The organism is Alteromonas sp. IB21, from assembly GCF_016405965.1.
Classification (GTDB): domain Bacteria; phylum Pseudomonadota; class Gammaproteobacteria; order Enterobacterales; family Alteromonadaceae; genus Alteromonas.
The window spans coordinates 71,587-87,628 of the sequence record NZ_JAEFCD010000006.1; the positions used below are offsets into that span (position 1 = coordinate 71,587).

A 16,042-nucleotide genomic window follows, 5' to 3' on the forward strand; every position below is an offset into this window, starting at 1 on the left:
ATCCTATTTTGAAAGCCAATTTTTTAAAGTAAATATGACCTCTTCATGCTCAATAGGTTTCGCCAAAAAGTCATCCATCCCAGCTTTCATGCACATTTCCTTGTCACTTTGCATGGCGTTTGCTGTCATCGCAATAATGGGTATCGTTTTGTAACGTTCACCGGCTGCTCCTTGACGAATTAGCGTAGTGGCTTCAAACCCGTCCATTTCTGGCATCTGACAATCCATAAAAATAATTTTGTAGGCTTCGTTGTCGTGCTTTGATTGAGTGAGTAGCGCTATGGCTTCAGCACCATTTTTAGCTACATCTACATGATAGCCTTCGCTTTCAATTACAGAAGTAGCAACTAATTGATTAATTTCGTTATCTTCCACTAGCAATATGTTGGCTTCATCTGTCACAGATAGGTCGGATGCCGCTCTATTTTTATTAATAAGCGGTGCTTCAGGCTCATACTGATCGGCAGTATTTTCAACAGGCCTGGTATTACAATGGCTAGATGTTTCCTTGTTGAAATTCGTTTTCTGTAGCACAGAGAGCAGATCTGATGTTGTCAGCGGTTTAGGATAACTTGCTTCGATTTCAACTTCGCTGATGTCCCTCGTTGGGTCGACATCTGCCATTAACGTCATTAAAACGATACTGGAGTGCTTGGTACTGTTAATTTTCCGGAGGGTTTGACAGAAATGCTGTACAGAGGTTACTTCGGTAGATTTACCTACAAATACAACGTCAATCGAGGGAGCAGAAAGCTTGTGTTGAGCATCATCATTGCGGGAAAGTTCCGCGATTGCTTCGTCTACCGTCGAGGCACATAAGACACGAACATTCCAACGCTCAAGCTGCGCTTGCATCGCTTTACGAGTAGAGGCGTTACTGTCAACAATTAAACAACGCATATCACTTTTGGCGAGAGTGGGTGTGTCTATTTCGCTATGTTTATCATAACCAACTTGGCAGGTTACGCTGAAACGGCTCCCCTTGCCTACTTCGGTGTCAACACTGATATCTCCCCCTAATAATTGGCAGAGTTTTTTGGTAATACTAAGACCTAACCCCGTACCGCCATATCGCCTTGTAGTCGAAGCGTCAACCTGAGTGAATAGGTCAAACAAGTGAGGGATTTTTTCATCTGGAATACCGATCCCCGTATCTTCTACTGTTATGCACAATACCGCAGATTCATTACCGCCGGCAATCAATTCTGCCTTTAAGAGTATTTCGCCTTTTTCAGTAAATTTAACCGCATTACTGAGCAGGTTTGTCACTATTTGCTGAATTCGGTTGGGGTCGGATTTAATCGTCGCAACATTCACTTTTGACAGGTCAACAACCAATGCTACCCCTTTCTCTTGCGCGATATATGCCAGCGAACGTGCAATGTTTTCTATTACCTCTCGCACATCAAATTCGACACATTCAATGTCGAGTTTATCCGCTTCTATTTTTGAAAAATCCAAAATATCATTGATAAGTGCTAGCAGCGAATTAGCGCTTGTACTGGCGATATTCAGACGTTGAGTTTGCTCAGATGTCAGGTGACTTCTTTTGAGCAAGCCCAACATACCAATAACACCATTCATAGGCGTTCGAATCTCATGACTCATGTTGGCTAAAAATTCTGATTTTAATTTTGTAGCCTCCTCTGCTTTTTGCAACGCCAGTTTCAAATCTACTGCCTGCGCCTCGAGGGAGGCGGTTTTCTCTGAGACCTGTTGTTCGAGTGCTTGAACAAAACGCTTTTGTTTTGTAATTTCACTTTGTTGCAATCGGGTTCTTAAATATACGGATAAGACAAGGATGCCTAGAAGAAAAGCCCCGTAAAAACTGTAAGCCCACCATGTTTTCCATGGCGCGGCAGCTACGTGCAAATTTACCAATAGCACTTCTTTGCCCCAATCACCATCGGGCCTCATCGCCTTCACTAAAAATGTATATGTGCCACCATTTAAGTTAGTAAAAGAAACATTATTGTGATCGCCGATATCAATCCACTGCTCATCATAACCTTCCAATTTATAGGCAAAACGAGCGCGCTTGGAAGCAGAAAAGTCTAAATGCGCGAATTCTAAAGAAAAGAAATCGTCTTCATAAGAAAGGTAAATATCCCGAACGTAAGACAGAGGCTTGTTAAAACTCTTCGCCTCACCCATTTTACTAAACCCAGTAAGAACAATTTGAGAGTCGACAAATTCGTTTTGCAGGTTTGAATAACTGAAATATTCAACCCCACGTTGGCTGCTGGTAAAAAAGGTATTTTGCGATGCATTGATGAGGCTATTTGAATAAAAGTTTTTACCCGCGAGAGCCGTGTCACTATTGTAATTTAACGCCTGTTGAGTAACGGGATTGAACAGAAAAATACCTTTATTGGTGGTAAGCCATAACTGATTGTCTTCTCCGTCAGCAATGGCCCTAATTAAATTTGATGGAAGCCCCTTACTCTCATCAAACCATTCAAATGTTTGAGTGTTGGGCACGTAGCGGTTAAGACCCATTTGGGTAGCGACCCATATTTGCCCATTTTTCGTTTCATGAATATCTTCTACTATATTGCCTAATAAACCATTTTGCTGACTTTTGGCGCTGTTAAACGAGATAAACCGTTCTTTTTCAGAAGCCCATAGGTTGATCCCCCCCCCTGTTCCCACCCACATATTGCCTTTGCTGTCTTTATATATAACGTGTGTTTCCGGGTGTGAAAGTCCGTCTTTAGCCGTAAGGTGACGAAACGCATCGGCTTTTTCGTCATAAACAAATACACCGTGCTTATAGGTTCCAATCCAAACCCTGCCTTTGTCATCCAAAGCGAGAGACCGGAATTCTGTGAACTGACGATAGTTACTATCCGTTCGTGGGTAGGTGATGTGCTTTATCTCGTCACTTTTTCGATCAACACGGGCGATATAATCATCTTGCGCAACCCATAAAACCCCCTTCCCGTCACTCACTATAATCGGTCGCTCTATGACACCCTGACCTTCGTAGCCCTCAACCCCCTCAAATACCGAGGTATACGCTTCTTCTAACGTCTGTGTATTCACATCCCACTTGTAGATATCGGCATTAGCCGTAACAATCAAAATATCGCCATTTTCATCACGGTGTATACCGTTTGGCGCTGCTAGCGAGTCGCTATTAATTTGCTTGATGTTTCGCCTAGGAACCAATTTAAAGATGCCGTGGACTTCACTGGTTATCCATTTTGTTTTGGTATGATCTTCAAAAATAATGCGAAGACCGTTGTTATAACCAAAGTCAACTTGTTCTACGGTATTCCCCTTACCCGTATGTCGGTAAAGGCCTTGGGTCGTTACAAACCATATCGCACCGTCATGATCTTCAATCATTGAGTTAACCTGCCCAAGGCTTTTGCCGTCGAGGTTTTTCTGAGGAATAAAAGCACCTGATTCAGCAATAAACAAAAAGGGGCCTTCTTGGGTTGCAACGTAGAATTGGCCAGATGACGTTTTAAGCAGGCTTCGAATTTCGTTTGCCCCTGTTGCGGTTTGGTTTAGGGGATCTGGAAAAAAATGCTGGGCGGTTAAGGAATGCTTATCAAGCAAGTTCAAACCGAAACTTGTTGCAACCCACATTGTGTGTTCATCGTTATCAATCATGTCCCAAATGCGATTGTGAGAAAGACTCTTTTCGTCATTAGGAATATGTTTAACCCGTTCAAACTCTCCATCGCCTAAATATCTATTTAAGCCTTCATCGTAGGAACCAAACCAAAGTTGCCCTGCTTCGTCGTTAAAAAGTGACTGAATTCGGTTTGAAGACAAAGAAGTAGAGTCAGTGCTATCGTTTAAATAACGAAAAAACTCACCTGTGGTTGGCACATATCTATTAAGACCTCCGCCCCAAGTGCCAATCCATATGTCACCATTAGCATCTAGCATTAAATTTCCGGCGTCATTGTGGGATAAACTTTGACTGTAATTATTATCCGCCTCAAATAGCGTTATTTTTCTCCCGTCGTAACGCATTACCCCATTTTCGGCAGTCCCAAACCAAAGAAACCCTTGCCGGTCTTGAATGATGGAATAAATTTCAGATGAAACGAAGCCGTCTTCAGCGGTCAGCAGCTCTACAGAATATTCATTCATGAGTGTATCAGAGCCAGAGGGCGCGGCGCTTGCAAAGCTGGTAAGGGTGTAAATGGCCGCTGTAAAAAAGCAGACTAATGAAGACAGGTAACGCGCCATTCCACGCCTTGAGATAATTTTCAAAATAATAAAAAGGTGACTAGATTAAACTCGACAAACCTTAGAGTATATCTTTACCCTTATCTATTCTACCAAAGACGTATTTCCCAATAAAAAGAACAAAGCTTTGACTTGTATCATAGTGAACCAAAAAACACGCTTTAACATAACGCTATGAGAAGCGTTTATTACTTGTTTTCAAATAAGCGACAAACAGCAGGAGCATTTAGAATGACCAAATCATATAAAGAAATTACAGAAAGCTTAAATCCTTACTTAGGCGAAGTTAAGAAGGGTGTCCCAGAGGTAATGAAAGGCTTTTCAGACATGGCTAAAGCCGCAACCGCTGACGGCGCGTTAGATAAAAAAACGAAAGAGCTCATTGCTCTCGCCATTGGTATTGCCACACGTTGTGACGGTTGTATAGGTTTTCACGCTAAAGCGTTAGTCAATTTAGGGGCGACCCGTGAAGAAATTGAAGAAGTGTGCGGAATGTCAGTTTACATGGGCGGAGGCCCATCTTTTATGTACGCAGCAGATGCACTGCGTGCGTTCGATGAATTCAGCGAATAATTCGCTGTAAAGTACAGGGTCGAAAACGTCTTCGACCCTGTATTCACTCTTTTAACAAGCGTACTTGTTACAGCGAGTTCATGCTTTGAACACTTACCACGCCAAGTAATTAAGGATAATGGATTATAAAACTGTAACGGATTGTAAAGGACAAATGATTGAGAAGAAGAGAAATAAGCAAGCGATGGAGAAAAGCAAAGGAAAGCCGCATTTACATAGCGACTAACCTTTCCCAAAGCGCCTTTACTTGTTTGGCGTCTTCGCTCTCTAGTTCATTGTTGGCAAACGCTTCATTTAAGCTTTCCACCATTTTGTCATTGAGCATGCCTATGGTGGCATCTTCTCGCATTTCCAGTTGACGAGATTCTACTGCGAAATGCCCTTGCAGATAGCTTGCAACAAACAATTCGTCGTCGCTACCGTGATTAACTACGTCGTCGAGGCTTGCCTCTATCTCTGCAATCGCTTTAACGACATGTTCTGGTGCTGCAGCAGGTGGTAACACTCTATACTCCTTTTTCGATATTTAGATATCAGTTCTTAATGTTCAGCTTTCTATTTTCTTAAATTTAAAATGAAACGGGCTGGCATAAAAGACATCGCGTCGTCTGTTCTCTTGTTGTTGATTTTAAACAGCCTGGCAAAGTACTTTATCTTTATAGCCTGTAATTACCGTAAACGCGCCCGCTAATTCAGCATCGAGGGCAGCATCGCTTGAATCTAGACGAAGCGGCTTGCCGTTTAATGCCTGTAGTTTTTGCTTAGTGGCGACAACAAGCATGTTTTGTTTGCCAATTTGACGAATAAACGCGGGGCTTAACTGTTGATTACCACGGCCCAAGATATGCCCTTGACCGCCAATAACCGTTAAAATGACTTTTGTCGGCTTATCTTGGGTTAGCGCAACAAGTTCGTTTGCAGTAACGTCACTTGCCACTAGTTCACCCTGCTTAACGACGTCAACGCCTAACAAAGTATTGTCTAGGCCAAGGAACTCCATAACCGAGCCCACGGTCGAGCCAGAACCCATAACAAAATAGGTGTCAGGATCATCGTCCATAATCTCGCTTATATAAGCGGCAATGTCGTCTAACACTAGCGCCTCGTCTTCTTTACCGCCCATTTTTACTGCTTGAACGTAAGTCAACTCGGCCGGTACCCGCATTTCACCGTAATGCTTAGCAATCACTTTTCCTTCGCGAAAGGCGTTTTCGTCGATATCACGAACTTCGGCGTCCATCTCGCTCACTAGCTCACCAGCGACCATTTGGCTTACTACCTGCCCTGCCGCTGACGGCGATACGCAGTAAACGCCTGAATGAATTTTGCAGCCCGCTGGCACGCCTAACACAGGTACCTGCGTACCAACTACGCTGCAGATATTTCGCGCAGTGCCGTCGCCACCTGCGAACAGCAGCAGGTCAACGTTAGCTTCTACCATGGCTTGTGCAGCGCGCTCTGAATCTTCACCTTCGGTTTGCTCGGCATTAGGTGTGTAGATAACCTCATAAGGAATACCTAGAGATTCACAAACTGTTTCGCCCATTTCGCCCGACGCTGTCACTACGGTAAATTGCCCCGATAATGCTTCAAGAATGCTAAGTGCTTTAGCCATCTTTTCGTTGGCCTTTTGCTCTGCCCCCATGGCAAGTGCCTTTTCACGAATTTCAGCGCCGTCACTGCCTTTAAGTGCAAGAGCCCCGCCTATTCCAGCAAAAGGGTTTACAAGAACACCAAGCTTAAAAATGGCTGGGCGGTCAGAATCGTTATTTATCATGCTGCATCTGCTCCAGGGGCGTCATCATGCGTCTTTTTGCAAAAAGTATTTTTTAAGGCGTTGATAAATCGTTCAGCTCTAGACGGAAAGCCATCGGCTTTATAAAGTGCTAGCTGTGCTGCAACATTTTTAGTAAAACCTTCTCTGTCAGGCTCCGCGCCGTTCAAATTGTCTGTACTGACCTGAAATCTTCTGCCGGCAGCTTCGGTAAACGCCCATTCGATAGCTTGGGGCTTAATTTCTACTTTTTCAAAATCTGCCTGCTGTGTTTCATTACGTCCATCAGGGCAATACCAATATCCGTAATCTTCTAAAAGCCTGCGCTTTTCACCTGCAATACACCAATGGGCAATTTCATGTAGCGCACTTGAGAAGAAACCGTGAGCAAAGACAATTTGATGGTAGCTTTTATCCACACCAGCAGGAATGTAAATGGGCTCATCATCGCCTAAAACCAAGCGTGTATTGAAATCTTCAAACGTGCTATTAAATAGTGATATTAACGTGGGAACATCTTTGTCGTTTTCGAGGCTCGGAGGCTGCACGTTAGCGACCTCCTTTTCAACGGCATTTTCCAATGATGACTGACTACTCTGACTTTTCATTACGTTAATTAAAATCTAAATAAGCGAGCTAAACTAATGGCGGCAGAGTATACCAGTAAAACTTTGTTTTCTCACTTGAAAGGCAAGCTTGCTTAGGTCAATCTAGGTTTACAAAAAAAGAGTCATATCAACGTTACGAGGAGTTTGTCATTTGGCCCAAGAGACAATTAAACATATTCATCGGGTAAATGCCCTTCGTGACTTGGCTAATCAATTGGGTGTAATGCCCATTATTCATCAGCTACAGCAGTGGCAATGCGCGCGTTTACTGGTCTCTCATGATGATCTTGCCCAGCAAAAACGCTACCAAAAAGCCATGGCGTTTTTTGTTGAAGAGCTATATGGCCCTAAAGATTTCAGCCAGCGTGATGCTGATTTAGTACGCGTCATTCCAAAACTTGCAAAAGTACTGCCCGATAAAGCCATGAACGCCATGGACGATGCGCTATCGTTAAATGCATTGTCGTTTGATTTAGATATGGCGATGGCTCAGTATCTACAAGCTCACTTTCCTGACGAGTCCATTAACCGCGATAACTATGCGCTCGCCTATCGACACGTTGGCAGAATCGAAGATCGCACACATCAAATCGATATAATCTCACACTTGGGCGATCAACTTGCTGACGTCATAAAAATTCGTGGTATAGGTATGCTAATTTCTCTATCGCGGCGACCCGCAAAGCTTGCGGGGGTTCTTGCCCTACACGAGTTTTTACAGCGTGGTTTCGATGCGTTTAAAGCCTTAGGTGATGTACAAAGCTTTATTCAGCCGGTGTTGGTACGTGAAAAGGCGATAATGCAGACGTTATTGAGTGACGATTTGGCGTTACCTGAAGATAACCCGTTACCTGTTGTGTGAAGCGAAGTAGTAGTTGATATAAAACAGATTGGAAGAAAGGAAAAAATTTGAGCAACCCAACGCTTAATTGGATGTTTGACAGTCCTTATGTTCAAAAATGGCATATTGATGAAACGCACATAGACCACTATCAGCATGTGAATAATGTGGCATACCTGTCTCAGCTCGAAAGCTTAGCATGGGCTCATTCAAATGCCCTTGGCTTACAATTTGCCGATTATCAGGCGCTAAACAGAGGCATGGTGATAAAACGTCACGAGCTCAACTATCATCTGCCAACTCATCTCGGTGATACATTAGAATGCGCAACTTGGATAGTGCAATGCGACAACAAACTGACTCTAAAGCGTCAATTTCAGTTTATCTGCCCAAAGCGAAACAAAACCGTATTCGATGCCATAACTACATTTGTATGCGTTAGCCTTGATACAGGCGCCCCTAAACGAATGCCTGAGCAATTTATGGATGCCTATGGTCAGGCGTGTTTACAACAATGAAGACATGGCTCGCAGTGCTTCTTACGCTGTTTCTATGTGTGTCGTTAGGCTTCAATGTTTACCTATGGATTAGCGTAAAGCAGCACAACGACAGTGCTTATAAGCTAGAGGCAAGCTATGAGCATCGTTTACAACATGAGGCAGCGCAAGAACGTGGGACTCAAGTAAAGAGTAATGTAGAGCCCTTCAGCGAAAGACGCACCTCCACCTCCTCTTCAAAGGCTGACAGGGCTCACATCCCGTCAAATGAACGTGGAGACCTGCGCTCACCTTCGCGACAAATTAACCAAAATGATATAGCGGCGCTGACTACCCTGCTCAATGATGGAAAGTACGCGTTACTCGCCACTGAGCTAACCAATTTTTTAAAACATGAGCCGCTCAACGAATCGCTGCTATTACTAGAAGGTGAGCTGATTGAGATGACGAAGCCTCTTCCCACGGCTCTTGTGCATTATTACGATTTAGCTGAGTTGCCTCTTTCACTTGAAACGCTCTCGTTTATCGACAGCAAAATTGCCACTTTATATCAGCAGGCGCAAACGCAGTTAAGTCAAGACGAACAGTGGGAACTAGTTGCTAGGTTAAATGAGCCCTTGTATCAGCGAATACCCGACGCTAAACACTACACCCTCAATTTGGCTGAAGCGTACGCTTACCAGCAAAAGCTTACGCTAATGGAAGATGTACTCGCCGCTCTGCCGTTAAACGACAGAGACGCCAATATGATTCGCGATAAAGCCTATGAAATGCGCGATATGGCCAGCGCAAACACCGCACCAAGCCACAGCGAAATTGAACCCACAAGCTCGGACGCGGCTCGGTATCAAACACGCGTAGCCCTTGAACGCATTGGCGACCAATATCGTCTTGAGGCAAAGGCGCTTAACCAAAAAGCCAACATGATTTTAGATACGGGTGCCAGTACTACTGCAATATCGTCGCGATTATTTGCTCGCTTGGGCCGTATGCGAAACCTCACGTTCATTGGTAACTTCAACATTAGAACCGCGTCAGGAACCATTGAAGCCCCTCTGGTACAAATACCCCGATTTTACTTTGCTGGCTACGAGTTCAACGATGTCTCTGCCATCGTGCTGCCCGAAGACGCTCTACCCGATGCCGACGGATTGTTGGGAATGAACGTTCTAGGTCAGTTTGACTTTGCAATAATGCCCCAGTCTAGTGAGTTGATTTTGACGGAACGTGACTAACCTATTTCAAAAGGATGTCACGATTTCACAACACTTTACCTGTTCAACTGTCATAAAGATTTGCTGTCTTATAGTTCGACTAAAGGAAACGTTTCAAACGCCACGCCTTCATGCCCTGTTTTCATAAAGTTGCGGATATTGGCGTGGTCGTCACCTTTGGGGTTATTGAGTACATCTTCACGATAAAAGCGCCCAAACAAAGCCAGTGTTTGTGCCTGATCTAGCTTTAAGTGCTGACCAAGTGCGAGCAGCTTGCATGAGCCGTTGTTCTGGTTTGCTTCGTTTGTTACCTCACCATTGGTGAACGCGGTGGGCGTGAAAGCGAACGCGCTATCAACGAGCGCGATAACATCGTTAAACTCGATAGTCTCTGGTGAATTGCTAACGGCTTGAACTAAGTCTTGGGTGTTGCTGAACGTCATATTTATCTCATTGAAAAAAGGAAACGATAATAGCAGGTCTAGGTGACATCAACAGGCCGAAACAGGTTTGGTTTCGGTATTTTCATAAAAAATTACAGCCTTCGGCGGCTGGAAAAATAAACCCCTCTGAAAAAAGAAGGGTTTATCATCAATCCGAAGCAACTCTTAATGAGGCACTTACAATTTTAACCGCGTTTTTGCACTAGGTCGTTAAACCGCAGCACACACCCGTGTACCTTGGTCGATGGCGCGTTTAGCATCTAGCTCCAACGCTTCATCGGCACCACCAATAAGGTGATAAGGCATTTTCAAGCCTTCAACGATATCACGCATGGGCTCTTGGCCTGCACAGATGATGATGTTATCTACCGGCAATACTTGGCTATTGCCTTCCACAGTAATGTGTAGCCCTTCATCATCAATTTTGTCATAGCTTACGCCAGGGATCATACTCACCCCTTTAGCTAGCAAGCCTGCCCTGTGCGCCCACCCCGTCGTTTTGCCTAATCCAGCGCCGACCTTTGATGATTTGCGTTGCAACAGAAAAATCTCTCTTGGCGATGGCTCTGGCTGCGGCTTGACGCCTTCAATACCCGCGCGAGCCGAGAAGGTCATATCAATGCCCCACTCTTTCATAAATGCAGGTATGTTTTGGCTTGGCGTTTCCTTACCATGAGACAAGTATTCAGCAGTATCAAATCCAATACCGCCAGCACCGATAATGGCCACTTTATTACCAACAGGCTTTTTCTCTTTTAACACTTCGATGTAAGTGAGCACTTTCTCATGCTCAATACCTTCAATCGCTGGCGTGCGTGGTTTGATACCCGTTGCTACCATCACTTCGTCAAACCCTTCATCGTTTAAGGTCGCGGCGTCAACATAGGTATTCAATTTAAGGGTAATGTTTTTGTGAAGCTCAATCTGGCGCTTGAAATAGCGCAGCGTCTCGTAGAACTCTTCTTTGCCAGGGATTTGTTTGGCGATATTGAATTGACCGCCAATTTCGCTAGATGCATCGTAAATCACAACATCGTGTCCACGCTGAGCAGTGGTTACTGCCGCGGCTAATCCTGCTGGGCCTGCGCCCACTACCGCAACACGCTTTTTCGTGTCAGCAGGTTTGACGTTAATTTCCAGCTCGTGACACGCGCGGGGGTTTACCAAACAGCTGGTCATTTTACCGTTAAATACGTGGTCAAGGCAGGCTTGGTTGCAGCCAATACACGTATTTATTTCATCGGCTTTGTTTTGCTGCGCTTTGCGCACGAAGTCAGGGTCGGCCAAGAACGGACGGGCCATAGACACCATATCAGCATCACCACGAGACAACACTTCTTCAGCCACTTCGGGGGTGTTGATACGGTTCGATGTGATTACCGGAATCGAAAGTGCTTCGCGGAATTTAGCCGTTACCCACGTAAATGCCGCACGCGGTACTTTAGTGGCAATGGTTGGGATACGTGCTTCGTGCCAGCCAATACCGGTATTAATGATAGTGGCACCCGCTTTTTCGATTTCTTTGCCAAGCTGTACGACTTCTTCATAAGTAGAGCCACCTTCAACGAGGTCGAGCATCGACAAACGATAGATGATGATAAAGTTCTTACCTACCGCCTCGCGCACGCGGCGTACTACTTCAATCGGCAGACGGATGCGGTTTTCGTATTCACCGCCCCATTCATCGTCCCGGAGGTTTGTGCGTTTAGCAATAAACTGATTAAGGAAATAGCCCTCAGATCCCATAATCTCAACGCCATCGTAACCCGCGCGCTGGGCTTGGGTTGCGGCAGTGATGAAATCTTGAATTTGCTTTTCAATCTCGTCAGCTTCTAGCGCTTTTGGTTTAAACGGATTAATTGGCGCTTGAACCGCAGAGGGTGCCACAAGCTTTGGGCTATACGCATAGCGACCAGTATGCAGAATTTGCATACAGATTTTGCCGCCTGCAATGTGCACTGCGTCTGTTACTTCTTTGTGATTTTTTACCGCTTCGTCTGTATCTAAACGAAAGGTTGACGGATGCGTCGCACCTTCTTCATTTGGCCCAATACCGCCTGTGACAATAAGACCTACACCACCTCTGGCACGCTCACCATAAAATGCCGCCATGCGTTTGTGGCCGTCGGGTAATTCTTCTAAGCCCGTGTGCATAGAGCCCATGAGTACACGGTTTTTGAGGGTGGTAAAACCTAAATCAAGGGGACGAAATAAATGAGGGTAAACGGGATGATCGGTAACGGTCTGATTCATGATACATTCCTGAAAGTCGTTTTGGCTTGGTAAAGGCCGTTAAATAGCCTGTTTAAATATTGTTATATAACGCGTTTCTGCTTTTAAAACGCTTTTTTGCTTCAGTATTTAAGTTGCAACTTAATTTTGTAATAAAAGTCTTGTAGCGCACCGATTTACAGTAGCCTCCACCTGCTCTTATCTTTAAAAGACCAATATTGGTCTTTGAGCTTCAAGTGATAATAGCTTGCAAGATGAGCGCGCTTTTATACATAAACTTACGAATTCATTTTTTTAATCGCTGGGTGCAGCGGCGGATACTCCGGCAGCGTTTTTGTTTTCTGTGCTTCCATGGCTTTGAACACGTCTTCCATTTGGAACATTCCCGCCTGCCATGTGGCCATATAAGTCAAGCTTTCTGCCACCGTATGCTCTGCCGCGTAATTAATCATAGTCTTGGTGCCTGAAACTGCTAGCGGCGAATTCATTGCAATCTGCTGAGCTATTTTCATTACTGCTTCTAGCATTAACGCTTGATCATCGAATACCTGATTCACAAAGCCGAGCTGCTGCGCTTCTGCTGCACCAAAGTTGCGCCCGGTGTAAGCCAGCTCTTTCACGACACCAATAGGAATAAGCTTGGGTAGTCGTTGAAGGGTACCCACGTCAGCCGTCATACCTAATTGGGTTTCTTTAATGGTGAAAAAGGCATCTTGGGTGCAATAGCGCATATCGCATGCACTTAGTAAATCTACAGCTCCACCAATCGCCCCGCCCTGAACAGCGCCAATAACTGGCATACGTGCCTGCTCAATGGCGGTAAAGCTATCTTGTAGCAGCATCACCATTCGGCGCATGCGTTCAGCTCTGCGCGACGGGTCGCCCTTAAAGTCTTCTTTCATGTTCAAGAACACGGATAAATCCATACCGGCAGAGAAATGCTTACCCGTAGATGAGATAACAATAACGCGGGCATTGGCTTCATCATCTATTTCACGAATAGCCGCCGGCAGCTCTGTCCAGAATTCAGGGATCATACTGTTCATTGCATCAGGGCGATTAAGTACGACGTGAGCAATATGGCCTTCTTGTTTTACTTCTAATGTAGAGTACTTCATGGTTTGCGCTGTCTCCTTGGGCTGTTCCTGTTAACAAATTTGAAAACTAGACAGCGTCAAGATAAAAGGCTATGTTGACACTGTCAAGATAAAACGTTATCTATTCGTCCCAATTGCAACAACGGAAATATTTGATATATGGCTAATGCAGTACAAAGCTATCATCATGGCGATTTACGCAGTGCCCTTATAGAGGCAGCTACTGCGCGGTTGTCTGAGCATGGCGTTGATAGCCTTTCGCTGAGAAAACTGGCTGAAGATGCCGGTGTCTCTCGTACTGCGCCCTATCATCACTTTAAAGACAAAAGCGCGCTGCTAAGCGCTATTGCGGCCAAAGGGTTTAGCGACTGGCATACCGCAGCTAAACGTATATTTGATCAAGAAAATAAAACACCACAGGTGCGTTTTCGCGAATTTGTGCACGAATACATTGGCTACGCTGCCGACAACCCAGAGATGTATGAATTAATGTTTGGTCGTACTATCTGGCAGAATCAAGCGGCGACAAGCGACCTTAAAGAAGTGGCGTTTCCGTGTTTTCAGTTTCAGGTGACCATGACGCGCTATTGGCAAGAAAAAGGCTTACTGCCAAATAATCAAGATGCCCTTCGTTTGGCTCAGGTCACGTGGGGCACGTTACATGGCATTGCAAGGTTACTGATTGACGGTATCTATGCTGACAGTAGCCATATAAAAGAAATGTGCGACTGTGCAGCGGACTTATTTATGCAAAAGCAGCCCTAATCAGGCTTTAAACTAGCCGTTCTTAAAAGCGTGCGTGTTTTGTCTGTAAAAAAGTTGAAGGACATAAACCGAGTTAGATTTTATTAGAGCGGCATAGCGAGACAGCGCCTTGCGCGTTGCCTTTTACCTCTAATTACGCAGATTCCGCTCTAATTAAAGAAACTGGCTGCCCTTCGTGGGTCGCTTTAATAAACTCTGCAGCACGTTCGGCAATCATGACGGTGGGTGCATTGGTATTGCCGCCAATCAAGCTGGGCATCACCGAGGCATCTACCACTCTGAGGCCAGCTATACCTCTTACCCGCAATTGTGTATCCACCACCGCCATTTCATCGTCGTCACTGCCCATTTTACACGTACCGACAGGGTGATAGATGGTCTCAGCACGCTCCCGTAAAAACTCTAAAATTTCTTCATCGCTTTGGGCTTCTTCTCCTGGATACAATTCACTGCCTTGAAACTTGTCGAAGTCTGGTGCAGATAGTAGCTTTCGGGCAATACGCACGCCTTCAATCATGACCTTCTGATCTTCTTCCGCAGACAAATAATTCGGGTCGATCAGTGCCTGATCAGCAGGGTGATTACTTTGAAGCGATATAGTGCCCCGGCTTTTCGGATATAAGCAGCATACGTGAAGGCCATATCCGTAACCAAAAGCTAGCTGTCTTCCATGGTCGTTCAAAATTGCGGGTAAGAAATGGAACTGAATGTCGGGGCCTTGTGTGGCTAAACTAGAGCTCACAAACCCGCCCGCCTCTGCAACGTTTGATGAAAGAATGCCACTTCGTTTGAACGCATAGTCAACGCTAGCCTTCATGTAAGAAGGTAGCGCACCAAAGGCTACCGCGTACCCCTCCCGTGCTTTGCACGTATGCTGTACTATTGCATCCAGGTGATCTTGCAAGTTTTGACCAACACCCGGCAAGTCTTGCTGGACGAATATACCTTTTTCTTCAAGTTCAGCGCGTGGTCCAATGCCAGATAACATAAGCAGTTGTGGCGAGTTAATAGCGCCGCCACATAAAATTACTTCACTTTTTGCGAAGTAACGATTCACCGCGCCTTTTTCACGCACTTGAACGCCGATGGCCCGGCCTTCTTTAAGCAGCACTTTCTCTGCCGCAACTTTCGTGAGCACCGTCAAATTATTACGATGCTTAGCTTGAGAAAGGTAACCTTTAGCGGTAGAACAGCGTTGCCCGTTAATTTGGGTAACGTGATAAAAACCAAGCCCTTCCCGCTCGTCGCGATTAAAATCGTCGAGCTGTTTGTAACCGGCGAATGACGCTGCATTTACAAATGCGTCTGAAAGCACACTTGTATGACGCAGTTTGCTTACGTTTAACGGCCCGCCTGTACCGTGGTATTCGTCAGCGCCTTCTTCAAAGTTCTCAGAGCGTTTAAAATACGGCAACACATCGTCGAACGACCAGCCTTCGGCACCTTCTTCGTTCGCCCAGCGATCATAATCTTCTTTTTGGCCCCGAATGTAACACATCGCATTAACTGAGCTACTTCCGCCTAAGGTTTTACCCCGAGGCCAAAACAACTCTCTGTCATACATTTCTTTTTGAGGTGCCGTATGATAACCCCAGCCTATTCCTTCAAAGCGGCTGAGTACAGAAAGTCCAAAAGGAATATGGATTAACGGATTAGTATCTTTAGAGCCGGCTTCTAACAGCAAAATATCGAGCGCAGGATTTTCTGACAAGCGCGTGGCAAGAACAGCACCAGCAGAGCCTCCACCTACAATAATATAATCGTACTTGTTGGGTACTTCGCTCATTTC

Annotated in this window: 13 protein-coding genes; 5 read left to right on the forward strand and 8 right to left on the reverse strand. The window is 45.2% G+C overall.

Annotated features, from left to right (window positions below; all coding sequences use genetic code 11):
• Positions 1–3: 3 nt before the first annotated feature.
• The gene (locus JC525_RS06060; RefSeq protein ID WP_198815094.1) at positions 4–4,110 is read right to left on the reverse strand and encodes a hybrid sensor histidine kinase/response regulator; all 4,107 of its coding nucleotides are present in this window, start codon (positions 4,108–4,110) and stop codon (positions 4–6) included.
• Between the two features lie 330 nt (positions 4,111–4,440).
• Here JC525_RS06060 and JC525_RS06065 point away from each other — a divergent pair, with 330 nt between their 5' ends.
• A complete protein-coding gene (locus tag JC525_RS06065) occupies positions 4,441–4,782 on the forward strand; it encodes a carboxymuconolactone decarboxylase family protein (RefSeq protein WP_120958912.1) in 342 nt (113 codons plus the stop codon).
• A gap of 211 nt (positions 4,783–4,993) precedes the next feature.
• Here JC525_RS06065 and JC525_RS06070 read toward each other — a convergent pair whose 3' ends face one another.
• The 3 genes from JC525_RS06070 to JC525_RS06080 all read right to left on the reverse strand — a co-directional run bounded on the left by JC525_RS06070 (position 4,994) and on the right by JC525_RS06080 (position 7,164).
• A complete protein-coding gene (locus JC525_RS06070; RefSeq protein WP_198815015.1) occupies positions 4,994–5,287 on the reverse strand; it encodes a YfcL family protein in 294 nt (97 codons plus the stop codon).
• A 123-nt stretch (positions 5,288–5,410) separates the two neighbouring features.
• Entirely contained in the window at positions 5,411–6,559 is a 1,149-nt protein-coding gene (locus JC525_RS06075; protein WP_198815016.1) for an ATP-NAD kinase family protein, read from the reverse strand.
• Complete coding sequence (locus tag JC525_RS06080) at positions 6,556–7,164, reverse strand: elongation factor P hydroxylase (RefSeq protein WP_198815017.1); 609 nt, start codon at positions 7,162–7,164, stop codon at positions 6,556–6,558. The genes JC525_RS06075 and JC525_RS06080 overlap by 4 nt, the downstream gene beginning before the upstream one ends.
• A 151-nt stretch (positions 7,165–7,315) precedes the next feature.
• On the opposite strand from JC525_RS06080, the gene JC525_RS06085 reads away from it, so the two are divergent.
• From JC525_RS06085 to JC525_RS06095, 3 genes are read left to right on the forward strand one after another with little or no spacing between them, the layout of a single operon-like run.
• On the forward strand, positions 7,316–8,026 hold the full coding sequence (locus tag JC525_RS06085; RefSeq protein ID WP_198815018.1) for an FFLEELY motif protein: 711 nt from the start codon (positions 7,316–7,318) through the stop codon (positions 8,024–8,026).
• A gap of 47 nt (positions 8,027–8,073) precedes the next feature.
• Complete coding sequence (locus JC525_RS06090; protein ID WP_198815019.1) at positions 8,074–8,523, forward strand: acyl-CoA thioesterase; 450 nt, start codon at positions 8,074–8,076, stop codon at positions 8,521–8,523.
• Positions 8,520–9,737 carry a retropepsin-like aspartic protease family protein gene (locus JC525_RS06095; protein WP_198815020.1) on the forward strand — a complete coding sequence of 406 codons (1,218 nt, stop codon included), beginning with the start codon at positions 8,520–8,522 and terminating at the stop codon, positions 9,735–9,737. The genes JC525_RS06090 and JC525_RS06095 overlap by 4 nt, the downstream gene beginning before the upstream one ends.
• Before the next feature lie 68 nt (positions 9,738–9,805).
• On the opposite strand, the gene JC525_RS06100 is transcribed toward JC525_RS06095, so the two are convergent.
• From JC525_RS06100 to JC525_RS06110, 3 genes are all read right to left on the reverse strand, one after another.
• Positions 9,806–10,159 carry a HopJ type III effector protein gene (locus JC525_RS06100; protein ID WP_198815021.1) on the reverse strand — a complete coding sequence of 118 codons (354 nt, stop codon included), beginning with the start codon at positions 10,157–10,159 and terminating at the stop codon, positions 9,806–9,808.
• A 210-nt stretch (positions 10,160–10,369) separates the two neighbouring features.
• A complete protein-coding gene (locus tag JC525_RS06105) occupies positions 10,370–12,412 on the reverse strand; it encodes an NADPH-dependent 2,4-dienoyl-CoA reductase (protein ID WP_198815022.1) in 2,043 nt (680 codons plus the stop codon).
• A 257-nt stretch (positions 12,413–12,669) separates the two neighbouring features.
• Positions 12,670–13,509, reverse strand: coding sequence for a crotonase/enoyl-CoA hydratase family protein (locus tag JC525_RS06110; RefSeq protein ID WP_198815023.1), 840 nt, complete (start codon positions 13,507–13,509; stop codon positions 12,670–12,672).
• A 138-nt stretch (positions 13,510–13,647) separates the two neighbouring features.
• Here JC525_RS06110 and JC525_RS06115 point away from each other — a divergent pair, with 138 nt between their 5' ends.
• Positions 13,648–14,253, forward strand: coding sequence for a TetR/AcrR family transcriptional regulator (locus tag JC525_RS06115; RefSeq protein WP_198815024.1), 606 nt, complete (start codon positions 13,648–13,650; stop codon positions 14,251–14,253).
• Positions 14,254–14,386: 133 nt separating this feature from the next.
• On the opposite strand, the gene JC525_RS06120 is transcribed toward JC525_RS06115, so the two are convergent.
• Complete coding sequence (locus JC525_RS06120; RefSeq protein WP_198815025.1) at positions 14,387–16,039, reverse strand: GMC family oxidoreductase; 1,653 nt, start codon at positions 16,037–16,039, stop codon at positions 14,387–14,389.
• Positions 16,040–16,042: the final 3 nt, after the last annotated feature.